24 protein-coding genes and 1 other RNA gene are annotated in these 22,332 nt (G+C 64.9%); 16 read left to right on the top strand and 9 right to left on the bottom strand.

Annotated elements, in window-relative coordinates; all coding sequences use genetic code 11:
- Nucleotides 1–45 precede the first annotated feature (45 nt).
- Nucleotides 46–3,732 carry an AsmA family protein gene (locus tag ACFPFW_RS14420; protein WP_114957670.1) on the top strand — a complete coding sequence of 1,229 codons (3,687 nt, stop codon included), beginning with the start codon at nt 46–48 and terminating at the stop codon, nt 3,730–3,732.
- Here ACFPFW_RS14420 and ACFPFW_RS14415 read toward each other — a convergent pair.
- From ACFPFW_RS14415 to ssrA, 7 genes are all read right to left on the bottom strand, one after another.
- The gene (locus ACFPFW_RS14415) at nt 3,699–3,929 is read right to left on the bottom strand and encodes a ribbon-helix-helix domain-containing protein (RefSeq protein ID WP_114957671.1); all 231 of its coding nucleotides are present in this window, start codon (nt 3,927–3,929) and stop codon (nt 3,699–3,701) included. The genes ACFPFW_RS14420 and ACFPFW_RS14415 overlap by 34 nt on opposite strands.
- On the bottom strand, nt 3,926–4,111 hold the full coding sequence (locus ACFPFW_RS14410) for a DUF4169 family protein (RefSeq protein ID WP_114957672.1): 186 nt from the start codon (nt 4,109–4,111) through the stop codon (nt 3,926–3,928). Before ACFPFW_RS14410 ends, ACFPFW_RS14415 begins: the two co-directional genes overlap by 4 nt.
- Before the next feature lie 3 nt (nt 4,112–4,114).
- Entirely contained in the window at nt 4,115–4,423 is a 309-nt protein-coding gene (locus ACFPFW_RS14405) for a CcdB family protein (RefSeq protein WP_114957673.1), read from the bottom strand.
- An 18-nt stretch (nt 4,424–4,441) separates the two neighbouring features.
- The gene (locus ACFPFW_RS14400; RefSeq protein WP_114957772.1) at nt 4,442–4,648 is read right to left on the bottom strand and encodes a type II toxin-antitoxin system CcdA family antitoxin; all 207 of its coding nucleotides are present in this window, start codon (nt 4,646–4,648) and stop codon (nt 4,442–4,444) included.
- Between the two features lie 50 nt (nt 4,649–4,698).
- Nucleotides 4,699–6,090, bottom strand: coding sequence for a class II fumarate hydratase (gene fumC / locus ACFPFW_RS14395; protein WP_114957674.1), 1,392 nt, complete (start codon nt 6,088–6,090; stop codon nt 4,699–4,701).
- A 60-nt stretch (nt 6,091–6,150) separates the two neighbouring features.
- Complete coding sequence (locus ACFPFW_RS14390; protein WP_114957675.1) at nt 6,151–6,753, bottom strand: SspB family protein; 603 nt, start codon at nt 6,751–6,753, stop codon at nt 6,151–6,153.
- A 61-nt stretch (nt 6,754–6,814) separates the two neighbouring features.
- Nucleotides 6,815–7,170, bottom strand: a transfer-messenger RNA (tmRNA) gene (gene ssrA / locus ACFPFW_RS14385).
- Between the two features lie 88 nt (nt 7,171–7,258).
- On the opposite strand from ssrA, the gene ACFPFW_RS14380 reads away from it, so the two are divergent.
- A complete protein-coding gene (locus ACFPFW_RS14380; RefSeq protein ID WP_114957676.1) occupies nt 7,259–8,053 on the top strand; it encodes a CPBP family intramembrane glutamic endopeptidase in 795 nt (264 codons plus the stop codon).
- 47 nt (nt 8,054–8,100) lie between these two features.
- Here the strand turns inward: ACFPFW_RS14380 and ACFPFW_RS14375 are convergent, their stop codons facing one another.
- Complete coding sequence (locus tag ACFPFW_RS14375; RefSeq protein ID WP_114957677.1) at nt 8,101–8,457, bottom strand: hypothetical protein; 357 nt, start codon at nt 8,455–8,457, stop codon at nt 8,101–8,103.
- Between the two features lie 116 nt (nt 8,458–8,573).
- Between ACFPFW_RS14375 and ACFPFW_RS14370 the strand changes: the two genes are divergently transcribed.
- From ACFPFW_RS14370 to ACFPFW_RS14335, 8 genes are all read left to right on the top strand, one after another.
- The gene (locus ACFPFW_RS14370; protein WP_114957678.1) at nt 8,574–9,047 is read left to right on the top strand and encodes an MEKHLA domain-containing protein; all 474 of its coding nucleotides are present in this window, start codon (nt 8,574–8,576) and stop codon (nt 9,045–9,047) included.
- 95 nt (nt 9,048–9,142) lie between these two features.
- Nucleotides 9,143–9,937, top strand: coding sequence for a thymidylate synthase (locus ACFPFW_RS14365; RefSeq protein ID WP_114957679.1), 795 nt, complete (start codon nt 9,143–9,145; stop codon nt 9,935–9,937).
- Between the two features lie 63 nt (nt 9,938–10,000).
- Nucleotides 10,001–10,486, top strand: a complete 486-nt coding sequence (locus ACFPFW_RS14360) for a GNAT family N-acetyltransferase (RefSeq protein ID WP_114957680.1) — start codon at nt 10,001–10,003, stop codon at nt 10,484–10,486.
- A complete protein-coding gene (locus ACFPFW_RS14355; protein ID WP_114957681.1) occupies nt 10,483–11,010 on the top strand; it encodes a dihydrofolate reductase in 528 nt (175 codons plus the stop codon). Before ACFPFW_RS14360 ends, ACFPFW_RS14355 begins: the two co-directional genes overlap by 4 nt.
- Nucleotides 11,011–11,179: 169 nt before the next feature.
- Nucleotides 11,180–12,388, top strand: coding sequence for an FtsH protease activity modulator HflK (hflK, locus tag ACFPFW_RS14350; protein WP_114957682.1), 1,209 nt, complete (start codon nt 11,180–11,182; stop codon nt 12,386–12,388).
- Entirely contained in the window at nt 12,385–13,293 is a 909-nt protein-coding gene (hflC, locus tag ACFPFW_RS14345) for a protease modulator HflC (protein ID WP_114957683.1), read from the top strand. Before hflK ends, hflC begins: the two co-directional genes overlap by 4 nt.
- Nucleotides 13,290–13,475, top strand: coding sequence for a DUF2065 domain-containing protein (locus tag ACFPFW_RS14340; RefSeq protein WP_114957684.1), 186 nt, complete (start codon nt 13,290–13,292; stop codon nt 13,473–13,475). The genes hflC and ACFPFW_RS14340 overlap by 4 nt, the downstream gene beginning before the upstream one ends.
- Before the next feature lie 56 nt (nt 13,476–13,531).
- Complete coding sequence (locus ACFPFW_RS14335; protein WP_114957685.1) at nt 13,532–15,019, top strand: Do family serine endopeptidase; 1,488 nt, start codon at nt 13,532–13,534, stop codon at nt 15,017–15,019.
- A 35-nt stretch (nt 15,020–15,054) separates the two neighbouring features.
- On the opposite strand, the gene serB is transcribed toward ACFPFW_RS14335, so the two are convergent.
- Nucleotides 15,055–15,948 (bottom strand): phosphoserine phosphatase SerB, encoded by an 894-nt coding sequence (gene serB / locus ACFPFW_RS14330; protein ID WP_114957686.1) that lies wholly within the window; start codon nt 15,946–15,948, stop codon nt 15,055–15,057.
- A 30-nt stretch (nt 15,949–15,978) separates the two neighbouring features.
- On the opposite strand from serB, the gene miaA reads away from it, so the two are divergent.
- The 6 genes from miaA to ilvC all read left to right on the top strand — a co-directional run bounded on the left by miaA (nt 15,979) and on the right by ilvC (nt 22,280).
- Nucleotides 15,979–16,881 (top strand): tRNA (adenosine(37)-N6)-dimethylallyltransferase MiaA, encoded by a 903-nt coding sequence (gene miaA, locus ACFPFW_RS14325; RefSeq protein WP_114957687.1) that lies wholly within the window; start codon nt 15,979–15,981, stop codon nt 16,879–16,881.
- Between the two features lie 130 nt (nt 16,882–17,011).
- Entirely contained in the window at nt 17,012–17,656 is a 645-nt protein-coding gene (locus tag ACFPFW_RS14320) for an outer membrane protein (protein ID WP_114957688.1), read from the top strand.
- 141 nt (nt 17,657–17,797) lie between these two features.
- Complete coding sequence (locus tag ACFPFW_RS14315; protein WP_114957689.1) at nt 17,798–18,466, top strand: outer membrane protein; 669 nt, start codon at nt 17,798–17,800, stop codon at nt 18,464–18,466.
- 295 nt (nt 18,467–18,761) lie between these two features.
- A complete protein-coding gene (locus ACFPFW_RS14310) occupies nt 18,762–20,543 on the top strand; it encodes an acetolactate synthase 3 large subunit (protein WP_114957690.1) in 1,782 nt (593 codons plus the stop codon).
- Nucleotides 20,544–20,627: 84 nt separating this feature from the next.
- A complete protein-coding gene (gene ilvN / locus ACFPFW_RS14305; protein WP_114957691.1) occupies nt 20,628–21,143 on the top strand; it encodes an acetolactate synthase small subunit in 516 nt (171 codons plus the stop codon).
- Nucleotides 21,144–21,260: 117 nt separating this feature from the next.
- Nucleotides 21,261–22,280, top strand: coding sequence for a ketol-acid reductoisomerase (gene ilvC / locus ACFPFW_RS14300; RefSeq protein WP_114957692.1), 1,020 nt, complete (start codon nt 21,261–21,263; stop codon nt 22,278–22,280).
- Nucleotides 22,281–22,332 lie beyond the last annotated feature (52 nt).

Here is a 22,332-nt window from a genome sequence, read left to right as displayed (position 1 = left end):
TCCGGCGCATAGGTTCTGGGGCGAAGGGGCGGGGCGCTTCTTAACGTGACCAACACGCTGACCGGTCTCGGCATCGCGCTTCTGCTGGCATTGGCCACCGCGCTGATCGGGCCGCTGTTCATTGACTGGACGACCTATCGCTCCTCGTTCGAGGCGCAGGCGAGCCGCGTCATGGGCGTGCCGGTGCGCGTGCTGGGCGATGTCGAGGCGCGCATCCTGCCGAGCCCGCGCATCCGCTTCGGCAATGTCGTCGCCGGGGACGAATGGGATTCCGCCAAGCTCGAGGCGGATTCGTTCTCGCTCGACATGGCACTGATGCCACTGCTCAGCGGAAGCTACCATGTCAGCAATCTGCGCATCGACGGTGCGAACCTGAAGACGGCGCTCGCCGCCAATGGCGAGGTGACGCTGCCGGTGCGCAACGGCGGTGTGTCGCGCGAGGATCTCGACCGCGTCCGTGTCGAGAAGCTGTCGATCACCAGATCGAAGCTGACTTTGGCCGATCCGGCGGCCAATCGCATGATCACCATCGACAACCTTGCGCTCGACGGCGAGGCGGCTGCGCTGGCGGGACCGCTGAAGCTGCAGGGCTCGGGCACGGTCGACGGCCAGCGTTATTCGCTGCGGGCGGGGACGGGCGAGTTCGACCAGGCCGGCAATGGCCGTGTCGAACTGGCGGTCGAGGGACCGGATGGCGGCACGCTGTCGGTCGACGGATCGCTGACGCTCGGCGCGCTGCCGCGCATCAAGGGCAAGGCTGTCTATGTGATCCCGCCGGGCGAGGCGGCCGAGGACCGGCCCGCGCGCTCGCGGCTGAAGCTGCAGGCGCAGATCGAGGGCGATCCGCGACGTCTGGTGTCCGACACGGTCGACGTCCAGCTCGGCGACGAGGGCAGCGGCACCCTGATGTCGGGCACCGGCGAGCTGTCGCTCCGGGGCGTGCCGGCGCTCAAGCTCGACCTCAACGCTCGCCAGGTCGACGTGGACCGCAGCCTGGCGCGGCCGAAGGAGGTCCCGCCGCTGACCCCGGCCGACGCGCTCGGGGCCTATTCGGCGCAGCTTCCAGTCTCGCCGTCCTCCGCGCTCAATCTCCAGCTCCGGCTCTCAGCCGAGGGCGTGGTGCTGGCCGGCGACATCGTCCAGAATCTCCGCGCCGAGGTCTCGAACAGCCGGACCGGCTGGACCATCGACAATCTCGCCTTCCGCGCGCCGGGCGGCGGCGACGTGAAGACTGCCGGGGCCGTGACCTTCGAGGGCGGCCCGGGTTATGCCGGCCTGTTGTCGGTCGATGTCTCCAACATGCCGAGCCTCGTGCGCTGGCTCGAAGGCGCGACGGCGACGCGCTCCGACATCGCGGTGCGTCGCCTCAAGGTCGACGGCGATATCGCGGTCCGTGCCGACGCATACGTCCTGCAGGACTTCCGGATGACCGCCGACGGCGCCGACCTCAGCGGCCGCGTCGCCTGGAGCGGCGAGGACGGCAAGACGCCGAAGCTCGAAGCCAAACTTAGTGCCGACAGGCTCGATCTCGACGCGATCGATATCCAGCGCTTCGCCTCGCTGTCCGGCGTGCAGAACGCGAACGTGGACCTGACGCTGAAGGCGAACCAGATGACCTTCGCCAAGGTGCCGTGGAGCAAGGTCGACGTGGATCTGTCGGCGTCGTCCGGCGCGGTCGACATCCGCCGCCTGAACGTCGCCGATCTCGGCGGCGCAAGGATCGAGGCCAAGGGCAGGATCGGCGAGAAGGACGGCCGTCCCGACGGCAGGATGGACGCGAAGATCAATGCCGCCAGGCTCGACGGGCTGGTCGCGGTCCTGAGGAAGACGCCGGCTCCGGCCGCGCTCGTCGACGCCTTCGCCGCGCGCACCGATCTTCTCGCGCCGGCGGCGCTGACGGCTACGGTCACCTCCGATCCGAAATCGACGAAGCTTTCCGGAAAGGTGCGCGGCAGCCTCGGCGGTTCGACGGTCGATCTCGATCTCGGCGCCGATCCGCGTAATGTCGCGCCGACGCTCACGGCCACCCTGAGGGCGTCGTCCGACAACCAGGCCAGGCTTCTCGCGCAGCTCGGCCTGCCGGTCGTCGCGATCGATGCAAGCGGTCCGGCGAGCGTCGAGGCGAGCATCCTGAACAACGGCAAGGACAAGCCAACCGCCCAGGCCAAGTTCATGGCCAACGGCACGACCGGCGCGTTCAGGGGCACCTACGATCCCTCCGGCAAGCCGCTGCTCGCCGGCCACCTCGAAGCGGGCACCGAGGATGCCGGGCATTTCGCGATCATGCTGGGTCGTGCGGCACCGGGCAGCCTGCCGTCGATCCCGTTCAACGTGACCGGCGATCTCAGCATCGCCGACGACGGCTGGCGGCTGGCGAAGGCGAGTGGCTTCGTGCAGGGCCGTGCGATCAATGGCAGCCTTGGTTATGGCGGCAAGAACGGCGTCTCGGGCAATCTGTCGGTCACCTCGCTCAGCCTGAGCGAGCTTCTCGCGACCGGCCTCGGGCCGCTCGTCGTCAGCGGGGCCGATCCCGCTGGCTGGCCGACCGGGCCGATCGCTCCGGGGCTCCTCGAAGGGACGAGCGGCAAGGTCGACGTGACGACCGACGCGCTCGAACTCCTGCCGGGTTATGTCGCCGGCAAGGCCGCCTTCACCGTGTCGGTCGGCAAGAACGAATTCGCTCTGCAGGACGTGAGGGGCGTTCTCGCCGGCGGCGAACTCAAGGGCAGTCTTAGCCTGCGCCGGATGGAGAACGATACCTCGGTCGCCGCGCGCATGGCCCTGACCGATGCCGAGGCGCGGGATCTCGTCTGGTCGTCCGATCGCCCCGCCGTCGTGGGCCGCCTCAATGTCTCGGCCGACGTGCTGGGTAATGGCGCCAGCCTTTCGGACGTCATCGCCAATCTCTCGGGCAGCGGCACGGCCACGCTTCGCGACGGCCGTTTCGCCGCGCTCGATCCCGGCGCGTTCGAGCGCACCCTCCAGTCCATGGAGGCGGGAAACGGGGCCGGCAATGCCAATCCGGCCCAGATCGGCAACCGCTTCCAGACCGAACTTCTGCTCGGCGATCTCGGCGTATCTGAAGCGACGACGTCGTTCACGATCGGCGCGGGCGTTCTGCGAGCGCAGAACGCGGCGGTGACCGGTCCCGCCGCCAACGCCACGGCTTCGGCGACGATCGATCTGACCAAGGCCAATGTCACCGGCGACATCACGATACGCCCGCGTTCGCTGGCCGACATCGCCGACGACAAGGTTCCGCAGGCCGACATCATGTTCTCCGGTCCGATCCAGGCGCCGGTCCGGACACTCGATACGACCACTTTCGCCAACACGCTGACCGTCCGCGCGTTGGAGCGCGAGGTCGCCCGCGTCGAGAAGATGGAAGCGGAGAGGGCGGAGCGGGAGCGGATCGCGGCGGAGGAGGAGGCCAAGCGCGCCGCCGAAGAGGCCGAGGAGGCCCGCATCCGCGCGATCACCGAGAGTACGGGGCAGGTGCCGTTGCCCGCGCTGCCTCCGCCGATCCAGGTGATGCCGATGCCGAGGAATTCGCCGGTTACGTCCGCGACGCCGCCCGCAGCGGCGCCGTCCGCGATCGTGCCTCCTCCCGCGGCGGCGTCATCGCCTCCGCCTCCGGCGACGCCGCGTCCCCGCCCGCCGGGGCGCTCGGACGAGGGATCGCCGCTCGACTTTCTCCGTCAGCGCGCCGCGCCGGCAGCCTCGTCGCGGTAATAGCGAAGCACGTACAGTCTGATCGCCGACGAGAGATTGTTCTCGCCGCGGTTGCCGTCGATCTCCGCGACGAGCGCGCGGAGAGTGACCTCGCGCCGATGGCCGATCTCCTGAAGGGCTGTCCAGAAATCGTCCTCGAGCGTGATGCTGGTCCGGTGCCCAGCGATCTCGATCGAGCGCTTGCGGACGCCGCTCACTCGGGGTCCTTGTCGATCCGGTGCTGATCGATGAGGCGCCGGGCCTGTTCCTCGCGCGCGCTTGCCGTCGACTTCTCGGTTTTGGTCCGGCCGAAAGCGGCCCGATTTTCGGTCGCTTTCGCCTTTTTGTCGGCGCGGGCCTTGTCCTTGCGGAAACGGTTGAGGTTGATCAGATCGGCCATCGGTCAGATCCCGGTGAAGAGCAGATCGAGCGCGGCGGCAATTGCGGTGCGTTCCGGTTCGAGGTTCTGCACCAGCCGCCGCAGTTCGGATGTCAGAATATTCACGATCTCCAACGGCGAAAGCAAAACGGCGGCGCCCTCGATTTCAAAACGCGGATTAAGCCGCTGGACCGGTTTCAGCAATTCAGCGCCAATAAGAGGCGCGATAACCGTCCGCCGATCCAGAAAGTACCCGCCGGGAAGGGCCAGCAGGTATGGCGCACGTTCCCGCGAGCGCGCGCTCTCGTTCTCGAAGACGTCGAACTGGCGCATTCAGAGGCTCCGCCATTCCTAGCCGAAAACGCCGTGCTCGCTTACGTATCTGTCGAAGTCCTCCAGCGCGGTGCGATTTTCCGCGCGCCAACGCCGCTCTCTCTCAAGTCGAATGGCCTTCGAGAGTGCCGCTTCCGCCAGATGCGATAGATTGATTCCCATCGCCTTCGCCTCATCGAGAAGCTCAGCATCCACCGACAGATTCACAGCCCGTTTCGAGCTCATCGCGATCACTCCGTTCTGATGCGCATATCGCATGCGCATCAGGTGAGAAATCAACCTGGCCCGACCATCTTCTCCGGGCGAACCAACTCATCGAATTCCGCGTCGGTCACGTAGCCGCCGCCGACGGCTTCCTCGCGGAGCGTCGTGCCGTTCTTGTGCGCGGTCTTGGCGATCTTGGCAGCGTTGTCGTAGCCGATCTTCGGCGCGAGCGCGGTGACGAGCATCAGCGAGCGCTCCAGCGCCGACTTGATGTTGTCCTCGCGCGGCTCGATGCCGACGACGCAGTTCTCGGTGAAGGAGATTGCGGCGTCCGCCATCAACCTGACCGACTGCAGGAAATTGTAGGCCATCACCGGGTTGAAGACGTTCAGCTCGAAATGGCCCTGGCTGCCGGCGAAGGTGATGGCGGCTTGGTTGCCGAACACCTGTATGCAGACCTGTGTCAGCGCCTCGCACTGCGTCGGGTTCACCTTGCCCGGCATGATCGAGGAGCCCGGCTCGTTTTCCGGCAACGCAAGCTCGCCGAGGCCCGAGCGCGGACCGGAGCCGAGCAGGCGAATGTCGTTGGCGATCTTGAACAGCGACGCCGCCACCGTGTTGATGGCACCGTGCGAGAACACCATTGCATCGTGGGCCGCCAACGCTTCGAACTTGTTCGGCGCCGAGGTGAACTTCAGCCCGGTGATCTGTGCGATCCGGTCCGCCACCGCCTCGGCGAAGCCGACCGGCGCGTTTAGCCCCGTGCCGACGGCGGTGCCGCCCTGGGCGAGCTGCATCAGCGCGGGCAGGGTACTTTCGATCCGGGCGATGCCGTTCTCGACCTGCTGGGTGTAGCCCGAAAACTCCTGACCCAGCGTCAAAGGTGTTGCGTCCTGTGTATGGGTGCGGCCGATCTTGATGATGCCCGCCCATTGGTTCGCCTTGTCGTTCAGGGCGTTGCGCAGCATCTGCAGCGCCGGCAGGAGCCGGTGGACGATCTCCTCCGCGCAGGCGATGTGCATCGCCGTCGGATAGGTGTCGTTCGACGACTGGCTCATATTGACGTGGTCGTTCGGATGGACGGGCTTCTTCGAGCCCATCTCGCCGCCGAGGATCTCGATGGCGCGGTTCGACACCACCTCGTTGGCGTTCATGTTCGATTGCGTGCCGGAGCCGGTCTGCCAGACTGCGAGCGGGAAATGCGCGTCGAGCTTGCCTTCGATGACCTCCTGCGCTGCCTGCACGATGGCGCGGCCGAGCGCCGGATCGAGCCGGCCGAGGTCCATGTTCACCTCGGCTGCGGCGCGCTTGACGATGCCGAGCGCGCGGACGATTGGCAGCGGCTGCTTTTCCCAGCCGATCTTGAAATTGCCGAGGGATCGCTGCGCCTGTGCGCCCCAGTAACGGTCGGTGGCGACCTCGATAGGGCCGAACGTATCTGTTTCGGTACGCGTCTTCGTCATGGAACTCGCCCTCCCGCGGCGAGGCGGGATGTGCCCGCTGATGGAGCCGGGCTTAGCCCGTTATTTTTTCCGGAATTTGTCGAGGCTGACGATTTCGGCGCCGCCGGTGTCCGGCGGGTTGGCCTGGACGCTCGGCGTTTCGGCGGCCGCCAGAGTCTCGACCGACGCCTTCTCGCTTTTCTTGCGTCCCGTCTGCGCTGGCGCGGGCGGCGAAACGGCCGGTTCGCTTCCGGCGCCGCGAGGCAGATCGCGCGGTCCCGTCGCCTTCTCCGGCTTCTCGGTGGCCTTCTCGTCGGTCGGCACCTGATTGAGCGCCTCGAACTTCAGGCCGAACTTCACCGATGGGTCGAAGAAGCCGGTGATCGCGTCGAACGGCACGTAGAGCTTCTCAGGCACGTTCGAGAAGGACAGGCCGACCTCGAAGCCGTTCTCGCCGACCGAAAGGTCCCAGAACTGATGCTGGAGGATGATCGTCATCTCCTCCGGATACTTCTCGCGCAGGCGCGGCGAGATCCGGACCCCGGGAAACTCGGTGTTGAAGGAGATATAGAAATGGTGCTCGCCGGGCACGCCTGTCCGGGCGACGTCCTCGAGAACGCGACGCACGACTCCACGCAGGGCCTCCTGCGCCAATAGGTCGTAACGAATAAGGTCCGTTGCCATGCTCCGCCGCTTGCGACCGGATCCGAAATCAGGCCGCCCCAGCAATGCCGAAGCGGAGTTAAGTGGAGGCTTCTGTTGCCAGGTGCCTCCGAACCCCGCCTGACGAGTGCTAGCCCGCCAGGACTTTGATTTCGGTACTCAAACTGCGTTACGCAGCCTGGGCAACCGGAGCATAGTTGTCGTTGGCAACTACAAATTTAGCCCGATAACGGCGGTACAATGCCGAGCAAAAGCGCAACCTTTACACCCTCGTCGATCCTGTTTCGCCCCCGCCGCAATCCGCTGAAAACGGATTCTGGTGGAGGCGCCGGGCACTGCCCCCGGGTCCGAAAGGCTTATTACGTAGGCCGTTTATCGCCATATCTGGCCGAAGCCAGCACGTGAAATATAGGGATTTGAGTCGCCGACGCAAAGGCTTTGCGGCGGAATTCGGTGGACCGGTGAACGTTTCGCGACCATTCGACGACTGACGGAAAGTGCTTCACCAAGGCAAGGACCGTTCGCCATGACCATGACCACCGAAATATCGATGCTGCCGTCCGTCGAGACGGCGCCACGGGAATCGGCGTCCGGCGTCCGGCCATTCGGCCCCTTCGTATCCATCCTCCTCGTGCTTGCGATCATGATCATGGGGATCGCGATCGCTTTCGCGGTGGCTTTCGTGGCGACCGGACTGCTGCACGGCGGCGGCTGGCAGAGTTTTCTCGACGCACTCGATTCGCCGGAAGAGGCGACCGGGCTCGCTCAACTGGGCGAGAGGTTTTCGTGGCTGCTGGCCGCGACCTGGAGCTTCCTGCTCATTCCGCTGATCGTCGCACTCGCGGCGATTCGAGGCGGCGGAGGAATCCGCAGGCTCCTCGCGATCAATTTCAGCGTGCCGCTCAAGCCGATGCTGTGGGCGCTCGGCTTCATCGTCCTCGTCGCATTGGTCGAGGGCCGGCTCGCCGAGATGTATCCCTCGATCCAGCAACTCTTCGGGCTGGCGCAGGATCCGCTCGCCCTGGCGATCTCCGCGGTGGTGATCATGGTCCTCGCGCCGATCGGCGAGGAACTCGTCTTCCGTGGCTTCCTCTACACCGCGTTCCGCGAGCGGTGGGGCTATGCGCCGTCGCTGATCGTCGTCTCGGTGCTGTTCTCGGCCATGCATTTCGAGCCGACGATGATGTATCCGCTGCTCGTCCTGCCGCTCGCCTTCGCGCTCGGCTGGCTGCGCGAGAAATCCGGCGGGGTATTCGCGCCGATCCTGCTGCACATGATCGTCAACGACTGGGCGTTTCTCTCGACCTATCTGACGAGATGAATAAAACGGCGGGCATGGGAGCCCGCCGTTTGGATTCCTCGTTCGGCTCAGCGAACGACGCGGGTGACGCTGATCACGCGGCCCGAGCGGTCGTCGATGCGAACGCGCAGGTTGCCGGGTCCGCGACGGGCGGTGCCGACGACCACCCAGTCGCCGCGATTGCGCGAGACCGAGCGGACACGCTCGACGCCGTTGCGGCGGGCGATGAAAATCGCGTCGCGCTGGTCGACATTGCGGCGCCAGCGGCGGTCGTAACGATCATAGCCGGCATCGCCGGGATAGACGCGGACGCCGTTCGGCGTGATCACGATACCCTGGGCGCTGGCGGGGGCTGTGCCGGCCACGGCGGCGAAGCCGAGCCCGAGGCTCAGCGCCATCAGCGCGCTGGCTGCAAACTTACGCATGGACATCTCCTGAAGGTCAAAATTGAACCCTTGCAGCGCATTAATAGGAAATCGCTGCTGAACGGGCTGTGAACGCCTCGTCCGGGTTTTCGTTCAGAAAGGGCGGAAGGGACTGCATGGACAGCCAAACGAAACACGCGGTTCCGGATGTCGCTCTGGACCGTTCTTTCTTCGACCTTCTGACCGGAAGCCATCTCAGGATCGTCGGGCGCCCGCTGATGCCCGTAGATCAGGGGCCGCGCTGGCTCTATGAGCACGCGCCTTTCGTCCTGCTCGCACACGATGGCGGCACGGATCCGACGTTCGTGTATGCGAACCGGACCGCGCAGACCCTGTTCGAATATGACTGGAACGAATTCGTCGGTCTGCCGTCGAGGCTTTCGGCCGAGCTTCCGGACAGGGCCGAGCGCCAGCGCCTGCTGGACAGGGTCGCAGCGAAGAGCTTCATCGACGACTACAGTGGGATCAGAATCGCGAAGTCCGGTCGCCGCTTCCGGATCGAGCGGGCGGTGGTCTGGCAGTTGATCGACGGCACCGGGGTCGATCGCGGGCAGGCGGCGGCATTCTCGTCGTGGACCGACGTGACCTAGTCGCCGACCTTTCTGTTCAGAAGGGTCGGGCAGGGGTTTTGCGGCCCCCGGGCGCGGTATAAATAAGCGCGACCAGCGCGCGGGACTCGACGCAGATGCAGGCCTATCTCGATCTACTCCGCCGCGCCTTCGACGAAGGCGCGCAAAAGGGCGACCGCACCGGCACCGGGACATTGTCGGTGTTCGGCCATCAGATGCGTTTCGACCTGTCGGAAGGCTTTCCGCTCGTCACCACGAAGAAGCTGCATCTGCGCTCGATCATCCATGAGCTTCTCTGGTTCCTGAAGGGCGACACCAATGTGCGCTACCTGCAGGACAACAAGGTCACGATCTGGGACGAATGGGCGGATGCCGACGGCAATCTCGGCCCGGTCTACGGCAAACAATGGCGCTCGTGGGCGACGCCTGACGGCACGACGATCGACCAGATCAGCGACGTGCTGAACGAGATCCGCAGCAATCCGAATTCGCGACGCATGATCGTCTCAGCCTGGAACCCGGCCGATCTCGACAAGATGGCGCTCGCGCCGTGCCATTGCCTGTTCCAGTTTTACGTTGCCGACGGCAGGCTGTCCTGCCAGCTCTATCAGCGTTCCGCTGACATCTTCCTCGGCGTGCCGTTCAACATCGCTTCCTATGCGCTGCTGACGCAGATGATCGCGCAGGTCACGGGGCTGAAGCCGGGCGATTTCGTCCACACTCTGGGCGATGCGCATCTTTATCTGAACCACGTCGATCAGGCGCGCGAACAGCTTGCCCGCGAACCGCGACCGCTGCCGACGCTTCGGCTCAATCCGGCGGTGCGCTCGCTGTTCGATTTCAAATTCGAGGATATCGAGATCGTCGGCTACGAGCCGCACGCCACGATCAAGGCGCCGATCGCGATCTGACGGCCTTGCCGTTCCCGGCGTGTTGCCTGACAACACGCCGGACATTCCTCACCAGGTTTCCCGATGACCCTCACCATCCGCCCCGCGCGTCCCGGCGACGCGGCGCTCATCCTGCGTCTCGTCCATGAACTCGCAGAATACGAGAAGCTGACACACGAGGTTCTCGCGACCGAGGAGCTGATAGACGCGGCCCTGTTTGGGCCATCGCCGCGCGTCTTTTGCGAGATATCCGAATGGGACGGCGAGCCGGTCGGGCAGGCGCTGTGGTATTATACGTTCTCGACCTTCACCGGTCGCGGCGGTCTCTATCTCGAAGACCTCTACGTCCGTCCCGAAGCGCGTGGCAAAGGGATCGGCAAGGCGCTGTTGATCCATTTGGCCCGTCGCTGCGTTGATGAGAATCTGACCCGGTTCGAATGGTCGGTCCTCGACTGGAACACGCCGTCCATCGAGTTCTACAAATCGCAGGGAGCGGTGATGACAGATGGCTGGACGGGCTGCCGGGTGAGCGGCGAGGCGCTGAACAGGCTGGCGGAGAAGGGCGCATGATCCCGGATATCGTCTTTGTGGTCGCGATGGCCGACAACCGCGTCATCGGCCACAACGGCGACATGCCGTGGCATGTCCGCAGCGATCTGAAGCGCTTCAAGGCGCTGACCTGGGGCAAGCCCATGATCATGGGCCGCAAGACATGGAAGTCGATCGGCAAGCCTCTGCCAGGCCGCGAATCCATCGTGGTCACCCGCGACGCGGGCTTCGTGGCGGAAGGCGCGCATGTCGTCCATTCCGTCGAATGCGCCGTCGAGCGCGCGAGGCAGATTGCGGTGGAGCTTGGCTCCGACGAGATCGCGGTGATCGGCGGCGGCGACATCTTCGCACAGCTTCTATCGCAGGCGCGCCGCATCCACGTGACGGAGATCCACGCCGATCCCCGCGGCGACGCCTTCTTCCCGGAGCTCGACCCCGGCCAATGGGTGGAGGAAAGCCGCGCCCGCCACGAAGCGGGCGAGGCCGACGACCACGCTTTCGACTTCGTCACTTATGTTCCGCGGGCGATGGCCGACGTCACGTAAACGTTCCCGTCTACCGTAGTTCTGCTCTCTTGAACCGCGGCAAAGGATTAGCCATTTCGTGGCCCGCATTCTCTGTCTGGGTTGATCGGTCGCCGTGCGGTCGCCTACAAGCTTTCCAACCAATTGACGGAATACATCCGCATTCCGAGCGGAATGGAGAAGGATTTCTATGCCCTGGAGCAATCAAAGCGGCGGTGGCGGCGGTCCCTGGAGGCCCAATCCTGGTCCGTGGGGCGGTGGCCCGCAGTCGGGCGGCCCGCGTCCGCCGGATATCGACGAGCTTCTCCGCCGTAGCCAGGACCGCCTGCGTCGCGTCATGCCGGGCGGTTTCTTCGGTGGCGGCCGCGGCATCCTTCTCATCATCATCGCGGCTCTGGCGCTGTGGGCCGCATCCGGCTTCTTCACGGTCAGCCCGAGCGAGCAGGGCGTCGTGCTACGCTTCGGCAAGCATGTCCGCACGACCGGCGACGGCCTGCACTATCACCTGCCTTATCCGATCGAGACGGTGATCATTCCGAACGTCACCGAGAACCGTCGCCTGGAGATCGGCCTGCGCATGGAAGGCGCAAGCCAGCGCTCGACGGTCGGCGTCCGCGAGATCCCCCAGGAAAGCCTGATGCTGACGGGCGACGAGAACATCGTCGACGTCAACTTCACGGTGGTCTGGCAGATCAAGCCGGGCAATCCCGCGACCGATACCCCCGGAGGTGCGGCCGACTTCCTGTTCAACCTGCAGGCGCCCGAGAACACGATCCGCGCCATCGCCGAAAGCGCGATGCGCGAGGTCATCGGCCGCACCGATCTCCAGCTCGTCCTCACCCAGGGCCGGCAGAACATCGAGTCCGCGGTCCACGAGCTGATGCAGAAGACGCTGGACGAGTACCAGGCCGGTGTCCTCATCATCCAGGTACAGATGCAGAAGGTCGATCCGCCGGATCAGGTCATCGATGCGTTCCGCGACGTCCAGGCGGCCCGTGCCGACCAGGAGCGCGTGCAGAACGAGGCGCAGGCCTACGCCAACCGCGTCGTGCCGGAAGCGCGAGGCGAGGCAGCCCGCATCTCGCAGGCCGCCGAAGGCTACAAGGAGCGCGTCGTCAACGAGGCGCGCGGTGCCGCCGACCGTTTCAACTCGGTCTTCAACGAGTACCGCAAGGCGCCGCAGGTCACCCGCGAGCGCATCTTCCTCGAGACGATGGAGCGCGTGCTCGGCTCGACCGACAAGATCATCATCGATCCGACCACGGGCGGGCAGGGTGTCGTGCCCTTCCTGCCTCTGACCCAGATGGAGCGCTCCCAGCCGCGCGGCGGCTCGACCAGCGCTCCGCCGGCGGCTGCTCCGCGTCCCGCCATTCCGCCGACCACGGGAGTTGCCCGATGAAAAGTCTCATTGGCGGTGCGGCGTTCGTCGTCGTCATACTCGCCGCTTTCCTTGGTCTGAGTTCGCTGTTCACGGTCAGCCAGACCGAACAGGTGCTCGTCCTGCGCTTCGGCCAGGCGATCAAGATCGTTCGCGAGCCGGGTCTCAACCTCAAGCTGCCGTTCATCGACAGCGTCGTCCGGATCGACAAGCGCATCCTCGCGCTCGACCTGCCTGAGCAGGAGGTCATCGCCTCCGACCAGAAGCGGCTGCGTGTCGACGCCTTCGCGCGCTACAAGGTCATCGATCCGCTTAAGTTCTACCAGACCCTAGGTTCGGTCGAGACGGCCAACAGCCAGCTCGCGACCTTCGTGAACTCGGGTCTTCGCCGCGTGCTCGGTGAATCGACGTTCCAGCAGGTCGTCCGTGACGAGCGCGCGCAGTTGATGTCGCGCATCCGCGAAACCGTGAACACACAGGCTGCGAGTCTCGGCATCGACGTGATCGACGTTCGCATCCGCCGCGCCGATCTGCCGGAGCAGAACAGTCAGGCAATCTACCAGCGTATGCAGACCGAGCGTGCCCGCGAAGCCGCCGAGATTCGCGCCCAGGGCCAGGAAGCGCAGCAGCGTATCCGCGCCAGGGCCGATCGTGACGTGATTGTGATCACCGCCGAAGCCAACCGCGCCGCCGAGGCGATCCGCGGCCAGGGCGATGGCGAGCGCAGCGCGATCTTCGCGAATGCCTACGGCCAGGATCAGGACTTCTTCGCGTTCTTCCGCTCGATGCAGGCCTACGAGACCGGCCTCGGCGCGAACGACACGCGGCTCGTCCTCAGCCCAGATTCGGATTTCCTGAAGTATTTCAGATCTCCGAACGGGCAGACGCCGCCGGCCCCAGCTCTTGGAGCCGCGCCGGCACAGTGACCGACTTCATCGTGGCCCTCGGTCTCGTTCTCGTGATCGAGGGCCTCGTGTCGGCCGCTTTTCCCGGTGCGGTCGTCCGGGCAATGGAAAGGGCGGCGGCGACGCCGCCGCAAACGCTTCGTCTCGTCGGTCTGATCTCCGCCGCCATCGGCCTTGCCCTCGTCTGGCTGATTCGCGGCTGACGGAACGGTTTTCATCGCGGCGTTTAACGGGTTAGACTTCGCATCAGAGGTCGCCCATGACAGATTTCGTTTCGCGTAGGATCGTCCGACCGGCCGCCGGAATTGCCGGCCTTCTGCTGCTGATCGCAGAGGCAACAGCCCAGACACCTCCGCCGCCGACACCGCGTGGACCAGAGGCACTTGCCGATACGATCGACCAGGTCGTGGATTCGGTCGTCCTGATCTCGACCTCCGAGGACGTCGACGGCACGGGCGGGGACGACACGGACGATCCGAAGCTTTCCCCGGATGTGCCGCTCGACGAATTCTTCGACGATTTCTTCAAGCGCCAGCAGGGTGGCGACAACCGGGCACGCCCGACCGGCGAGGGGTCCGGCTTCGTGATCGATCCTGCCGGCACGATCGTCACCAACTTCCACGTCGTCGACGGCGCCGACCGGGTCGAAGTGACCTTCAATGACGGTTCCAAGCTCCCGGCCGAGGTCGTCGGCAAGGACAAGGAAACCGACGTCGCGGTGCTGAAGGTGAAGCCGTCCGCGCCGCTTGAGGCCGCGAAGTTCGGCAATCCCGACCGGCTTCGCGTCGGCGAATGGGTGCTCGCAATGGGCAATCCGTTCGGCATCGGCCTGTCGGCGACCTCGGGCATCGTCTCGGGTCGCAATCGCGACATGCGCACCGGCCGCTACGACAATTTCATCCAGACCGACGCGAGCATCAACAAGGGCAATTCGGGCGGTCCGCTGTTCAATCTGGACGGCGAGGTCGTCGGTATGAACACCGCCATCCTGTCGCCTACCGGCGGCTCGGTCGGTATCGGTTTCGCGGTGCCCGTCTCGACGCTCGCGCCCGTCATCGATCAGTTGATCCGCTTCGGCGAGACGCGGCGCGGCTATATCGGCGTCCGTATCCAGGACGTGCCGCCGGAAATCGTCCAGCGCCTGTCTCTGAAGAACGTTCAGGGCGCTCTCATCGCCGGCGTCAACGAGCAGGGACCGGCTGCCAAGGCAGGCCTCAAGATCGGCGACGTCATCGTCACCTTCGACGGCAAGCCGGTGACGACGTCGCGCGTTCTGCAGCGCCTCGTTGCCGATGCGGGCGTCGATCGCAAGGCCGAGATCCTGATTCTTCGCGACGGCAAGGAAATCCGTACCCAGATCGATATCGGTCGTCTCGAGGAAGGCGCGGCCGCGGAGGCCAAGCCATCCGGGGAGAACGACAAGCCGCTGGCGCCCCCGGTCGCGACGGGTTCCGTCCTCGGCCTCGACGTCGCGCCGCTCAATGACGACACACGCGCCCGCTTCAAGATCGACCCGACGCTCGAAGGCGGCGTGGTCGTCGTCGCGGTGAAGCCGGAATCGCCGCTGAAGGACTCGAACGTCCGGGTCGGCGACGTCATCCTCGAAATCGCGCAACAGAAGATCGCGACGCCGGAGGACTTCACCGCCAGGCTCGCAGCGTTGAAGAAGGACGGCCAGTCGAGCGCGCTCGCTTTGGTCGCCAACGCCAAGGCGGAAATGCGCTTCCTGCGCGTGCCGACGGAGTGAGATGTTTTCCCTCCCGCACGGGGGAGGGAGGGCGCTCACGCTGCGAATTCGTCGCGGTGATAACCCTGCAAATAGAGGAGGGCGGTCAGGTCGCCGTGGGTGACCCGGGCCCCCGCGGCAGCGGCCACGGCCGGCTTTGCGCGGAACGCCACTCCGAGGCCCGCCTCCGCGATCATCGCCAGATCGTTCGCTCCGTCGCCGACGGCCAAAGTCTGCTCGCGATTGAGGCCGAGCGCGTCGCGCAGTTCGACCAGCGCCTCGCGTTTGGCCTCGCGCCCGAGAATCGGCTCTGCGATCGTGCCGCGCAGGAATTCGCCATCCAGATCGAGCCGGTTCGATCGATCCTCGTGAAAGCCGAGCCGTGCCGCGACCGGTCCGGTGAACAGGGTGAACCCGCCCGAGACCAGAGCCGTGTGCGCGCCGTTCGCCCGCATCGTCTTCACCAGCGTCTCCGCGCCGGACATCAGGGTGATGCGCTCCTCCAGAAGCCGATCGATCTGATTCGTCGCCAGACCCTTCAGAAGCGCGACACGCTCCCTCAGGGCCGGTTCGAACGCGATTTCGCCCTGCATTGCACGCTCGGTGATGAGGGAAACTTGCGCCTTCAGCCCGACGAGATCGGCCAGCTCGTCCACGCATTCCTGGCCGATCATGGTCGAATCCATGTCGGCGACGAGGAGCGCCTTCCGGCGGTGCGCCGGAGGCAGGATGTTGAGATCGACGGGGGAATTGCCCAGCACGCTGCCGACGTCGTCCAGCAAACCGGGCAATGAGCCGGCGTCGGCCTCAAACGCGATCTCGGCTGCAACACCGTCCGCCAATGATTTCGGATCGTGAGCGCCGGGCAGGGCCGCCCGAACGCGATCGAGGAGATCGCCATTCACAACGGGATTGTCGGGATTGGCAGTGAGAACGGCGATGTGCAGCATGGTCGCGCACGACTATAAGGGCCGGCTCCCATGAACAAGCCCGTGCCGTCCCAACCCCGTATCATCCTTCTCGCCGGTCCGACGGCCAGCGGGAAATCCGCGGCCGCACTCAGGCTTACGGAGGAGACCGGCGGTACGATCGTCAATGCCGATTCGATGCAGGTCTATCGCGACCTGCGGCTACTGACCTCCCGGCCACCCGAGGCGGATGAGGCGAGGGCGCCGCATCTTCTCTACGGCCATGTCGATGGCGCGGAAGCGTATTCGGTCGGGCGCTGGCTCGCGGATGTCGAGCCTGTCGTCACCCAAGCGCGGGAGGACGGGCGCATCCTGATTTTTGTCGGCGGGACAGGCCTCTATTTCGAAGCTCTCACGCAAGGTATTTCGCCTGTTCCCGACATTCCCGAGGCCGTGCGGCAGCACTGGCGGACCCGCGGAGCGGAAGCTTCGACTGAGGACCTGCACCGCGAACTTGGCCGCCGCGATCCCGAAATGGCCCGGCGCCTGCGTCCGTCCGACCCGCAGCGGGTGATCCGCGCCCTTGAAGTGCTGGAGGCCACCGGGAGCTCGCTGTCGCACTGGCAGGAAGTCGCTTCCAGGCCGCTGATCGATCCGGGGCAGGCGGAGAGATACGTCTTCAAGGTCGAGCGCACGGAATTGCGCCGCCGCATCGGCGTACGATTCCAGACGATGATCGAGCAAGGTGCGCTCGACGAGGTACGGGCTATCATGGATCGCGGGCTCGATCCGGCGCTGCCGGTCATGCGCGCCATCGGGGTGCCGCTGCTCGCGGCCCATCTGCGGGGCGAAATGTCGTTGCAAGCCGCGATAGATCTCTCGATCACAGAAACGCGCCAGTACGCGAAGCGCCAGGACACCTGGATGCGGCGCCGGTTTGGAGACTGGCCGGAATTTCCGATCACGGAAGCGTGAGGTCTTGCCGTCTTTCCGGCGCAACGGAGGCAGGGCCGTCACAATCGAGGCGCCTGTGGCTTTCGCGTTACAGCGTTTCAGGCCCTCAATCTGTACAAACTGATTCACAAACATTCGGGGGCCACCTCTCATGAAGCGTATTCTTCTCGCCGGCGCTGCGTTCGCCGCTCTCTCCACCGCAGCCATGGCGGCCGACATGCCGATCATGGCTCCGGAAGCGGCTCTTGCTCCGGTTGACATCTGGTCGGGCCAATACGCCGGTATCCAGGGCGGCTTCGCCTGGGGCGAGTTCGACGACGACACCTTGGCCGACACCTTTGACGCGGAAGGCGGCTTCGGCGGCCTCTACTACGGCAGCAACTGGCAGTTCGGAAACTGGGTCCTTGGCCTCGACGGCAGCGTGTCCTTCGCCGACATCAGCGTTGACGACGATGCCTATCCGGCCGGCGACGATTTCAAGATTCAGGGCTTCTCGGCTTCGCGTGCCCGTGTCGGCTACGCCTTCGACAACGTCCTGCTCTACGCCGCCGGTGGTTTCTCTCTCGCCCGCGCCGAACTGGACGTTGCTGGCGTCGATGACGACCAGTGGCTGAAGGGCTTCACGGTCGGCGCTGGCCTCGAGACCAAGTTCGCCGAGAACTGGTCGGCTCGCATCGAGTACATGTACTTCAACTGGGGTGACGAGGACTTCGACGTTCCGGCTGCGGTCAACATCGACGTGGAAGACACCCACATGATCCGCGCCGGTATCGCCTACCACTTCAACCTGTTCTGATCTCTGTCGCCTCGGCGATTGTCAGACCCCGCCCGGGCAACCGGGCGGGGTTTTTGCATTTTTGACTTGTGTGATGCTGAGGGTACAGCAATCGCAGCAAATTCGGCTTACTGGTTGCACCAATTCAGGATTTGGCTCGGAATGATCAGACTCCCTCTCACCTTTGCCGCATTGGCGCTTTCGACGACGGTGGCTTTTGCCGCCGACGTGACAGCACCTGCGCCCGCGGCGGGCGACTGGGGTGGTTATTTCGTCGGTGTGCAGGGCGGTGGCGCTGTTTCCGGCGAGGCTGAGTTCACGCCTGGAACGGCCGCGCCCGGCACGCCCGGCGAGTTCGACGCCGAAGGCGGCTTTGGCGGCGTCTTTTACGGCCGCAACTGGCAATCCGGAAACTGGGTCTACGGCCTTGAGGGCAGCCTGTCCTTCGGCAAGATCGACGGCGGGGAAGATCTCGGCGGCGGCGCCGACATCGACGCCAAGATCGACGCCTTCTCCACGTCCCGCGTGAAGCTCGGTTACAGCTTCGACGACATCCTTCTGTTCGTCGCCGGCGGCTTCTCGCTGGCGCATGTCGAGGCGGAAGCGTCCGACGTAGGCGGTTCGCCGCTGTTCGACGACAGCGCTTGGGCCAAGGGCTTCACCTTCGGCGCCGGCGCCGACATGAAGGTCTCGGAGAACTGGACCGCGCGCGTCGAATATCTCTTCGTCGATTACGGCGACGAGGATTTCTCGCTCGCCGGCACGTCCGGTACGAAGATCGACCTGAACGATCTGCATCTTGTTCGCGGCGGATTTTCGTACCGGTTCTGAGCCGTTCCGCGTTAAGTCTCCGGCAATGTCCGTCGGCCAAGATCATGGCGGTCCACATTTTCGCCCAAAGTCCGCTTGACCGTTCCCAGGCAGCGGATTATGTGACTGTCACGATCAACAGGAGAGGCTGCGCCGTGCGCACGCTCATTATCGTATCGGGAGCGCCATCAACGTAACGGTCATGGACCGTCGCGAAAGGTGGCGCATGCAGGGGCTCTTCGAGGCCCCTTTTTTATTGCCCGGTCGGTACCGAAAACTTTCCGGGTGGTCTGCAAGTGAGGGCGGAGAAATCGCCATGGCGAAGAAGATCGCGAAGCAACAGATGACCGGCGCCGAGATCGTGGTTCGGGCTTTGCTCGACCAGGGCGTGGATACCATTTTCGGCTATCCGGGCGGCGCGGTACTTCCGATCTACGACGCGCTCTTCCAGCAGAACGAGCTCCAGCACATCCTCGCCCGTCACGAGCAGGGCGCGACCCATTCGGCCGAGGGCTATGCCCGTTCGACCGGCAAGGTCGGCGTCGTCCTCGTGACCTCGGGTCCGGGCGCGACGAACGCCGTCACCGGCATGGTCGACGCACTGATGGATTCGATCCCGCTCGTCGTCATCACCGGCCAGGTCCCGACCCATCTGATCGGCACCGACGCGTTCCAGGAATGCGATACCGTCGGCATCACCCGCGCCGCGACCAAGCACAATTATCTGGTCAAGGACGTCAACGATCTCGCGCGCATCCTGCACGAGGCGTTCTACGTCGCGCGCTCCGGCCGCCCCGGCCCCGTTCTGGTCGATATCCCGAAGGATCTGCAGTTCGCTGCCGGTCTCTACACCGGTCCCGAGAATGTCTCGCATCCGACCTATCAGCCGCGTGTGAAGGGCGACGAGGACCGCATCCGCGCGGCGGTCGAGTTGATGGCATCGGCCAGGAAGCCGGTCTTCTACACCGGCGGCGGCATCATCAATTCGGGGCCAGAAGCGAGCGAGGCGCTGCGCGAGCTCGTCCACGCGACCGGCTTTCCGATCACCTCGACCCTGATGGGCCTCGGCGCCTTTCCGGCATCCGACAAGCAATGGCTCGGCATGCTCGGCATGCACGGCACCTACGAAGCCAATCACACGATGCATGATTGCGACGTGATGATCTGCCTCGGCGCCCGCTTCGACGACCGCGTCACCGGCCGCGTCGATGCGTTCTCGCCGGGCTCGAAGAAGATCCACGTCGATATTGACCCGTCCTCGATCAACAAGATCATCAAGGTCGATATCCCGATCATCGGCGACGTCGGCAACGTCATCAAGGAGATGCTGCGTCTCTGGAAGGACGAGAAGAAGAAAGCCGACAAGGACGCGCTGAAGGACTGGTGGAAGCAGATCGGCCGCTGGCGTTCGCGCAAGAGCCTCAACTACACGGGCTCGAAAAACATCATCAAGCCGCAATACGCGGTCGAGCGGCTCTACGAGGCCACCAAGGGCCGTGAGACCTATGTCACGACCGAGGTCGGCCAGCACCAGATGTGGGCCGCGCAGTACTATCATTTCGAGCAGCCAAACCGCTGGATGACCTCGGGCGGCCTCGGAACGATGGGCTATGGCCTGCCAGCCGCGATCGGCGCGCAGGTCGCGCATCCGGACGCACTCGTCTGCTGCATCGCGGGCGAGGCCTCGGTCCTGATGAACATGCAGGAGATGTCGACCGCCACGCAGTTCCGCCTGCCGATCAAGGTCTTCATCCTGAACAACGAATATATGGGCATGGTCCGCCAGTGGCAGCAACTGCTCCACGGCGCTCGCTATTCGCAGTCGTACTCAGAGGCGCTGCCGGACTTCGTGAAGCTCGCGGAGGCCTATGGCGGCAAGGGCATTCGTTGCGAAGACCCGGCCGAGCTCGACCAGAAGATCCAGGAAATGCTGGATTACGACGGTCCGGTCCTGTTCGACTGCCGCGTCGAGAAGGTCGAGAACTGCTTCCCGATGATCCCGTCGGGCAAGGCCCACAACGACATGATCCTGGGCGATGCCGCGGCGGCCGAGGACATCGGCTCGGTCATCTCCGAAGAGGGCAAGGTCCTCGTCTGACGACATGTCAGGGCGCGGCGGGGGGCCGCGTCCGACGACACTCGTAGGCCGGGGGCTCCTGCCCCCGGCGATTGAAAGCGCACAATGCTCTCCCAAAAAGAACCCATCGAACGCCATGTCCTGTCTGTCCTCGTGGACAACGAACCGGGCGTACTCGGCCGCGTCGTCGGCCTCTTCTCCGGCCGCGGCTACAATATCGAGAGCCTGACGGTCTCCGAGATCGAGCACGACAAGCATCGCTCCCGCATCACCATCGTCACCTCCGGCACGCCGGCGATTATCGACCAGATCGAGGCCCAGCTCGGCCGCCTCGTGCCGGTTCATCGCGTGGTCGACCTCTCCAATTCCGGCCCGATGGTCGAGCGCGAGCTCGCGCTCATCAAGGTCGCCGGCAAGGGCGAGATCCGCGCCGAGGCGCTGCGTCTGGCCGAGGCCTTCCGCGCCCGCGTCATGGACGCGACGATCGAAAGCTTCGTCTTCGAGCTCACCGGAAAGTCGGACAAGCTGGATCAGTTCATCTCGCTTATGCTGCCGCTCGGCCTTGTTGAAGTGTCCCGCACCGGCGTCGCCGCGATCTCGCGCGGCCCCAAGGGGATGTAAGTCTGACTTGTCCCAAACGCCCCCGGGCCGTATAGGCCCCGCGGGGAGGGCGCTTTAGCCCGCAAACTACTCACCTCGAGCCGCGTCCGCGGCCATCCGTTTCAGGGGTTTACGAACATGCGCGTCTATTATGATCGGGATGCCGACATCAATCTCATCAAGAGCAAGAAGGTCGCCATCATCGGCTACGGCTCGCAGGGCCGCGCCCACGCGCTGAACCTCAAGGAATCCGGCGTCAACGACATCGTGGTCGGCCTGCGTCCGGAATCGACCACGGCGAAGAAGGTCGAGGCCGATGGCCTCAAGGTCATGTCGGTCGCGGAGGCCGCCAAATGGGCGGATCTGATGATGATGGCCACCCCGGACGAGCTCCAGGCCGACATCTGGAAGGACGAGATCGCTCCGAACATCCGCGACGGCGCCGCGATCGCCTTCGCCCACGGCCTCAACGTCCACTTCAACCTGATCGAGCCGAAGTCGACCATCGACGTCGTCATGATCGCGCCGAAGGGCCCGGGCCACACCGTGCGCGGCGAATACCAGAAGGGCGGCGGCGTGCCGTGCCTGGTCGCCGTTCACCAGAACTATTCGGGCAATGCCCTCGAGCTCGCCATCGCCTATGCTTCGGGCGTCGGCGGTGGCCGTTCGGGCATCATCGAGACGACGTTCAAGGAAGAGTGCGAGACCGATTTGTTCGGCGAGCAGGTCGTCCTTTGCGGCGGTCTCGTCGAGCTGATCCGCGCCGGTTTCGAGACGCTGGTCGAGGCCGGCTACGCACCGGAAATGGCCTATTTCGAGTGCCTGCACGAGACCAAACTGATCGTCGACCTCATCTATGAGGGCGGCATCGCCAACATGAACTATTCGATCTCGAACACCGCCGAATGGGGCGAGTACGTCTCGGGTCCGCGCATCATCACCGACGAGACCAAGGCCGAGATGAAGAAGGTCCTGAAGGACATTCAGACCGGCAAGTTCACGTCGGACTGGATGCAGGAATATCGCGCCGGCGCCGCCCGCTTCAAAGGCATCCGTCGCGTCAACGACGCCCACCAGATCGAGCAGGTCGGCGAGAAGCTGCGCGGCATGATGCCGTGGATCGGCAAGAACAAGCTGGTCGACAAGGCCCGCAACTGATCGCCATCGTCGGCCGACATGATCGAGCCCCGGCCATCGCGCCGGGGCTTTT

It is taken from the genome of Flaviflagellibacter deserti (assembly GCF_042652085.1).
GTDB classification, from domain to species: domain Bacteria; phylum Pseudomonadota; class Alphaproteobacteria; order Rhizobiales; family Methylopilaceae; genus Flaviflagellibacter; species Flaviflagellibacter deserti.
The sequence above is the reverse complement of the archived record's forward strand: the minus strand, read 5'-3'. Positions and strand labels throughout refer to the sequence as shown.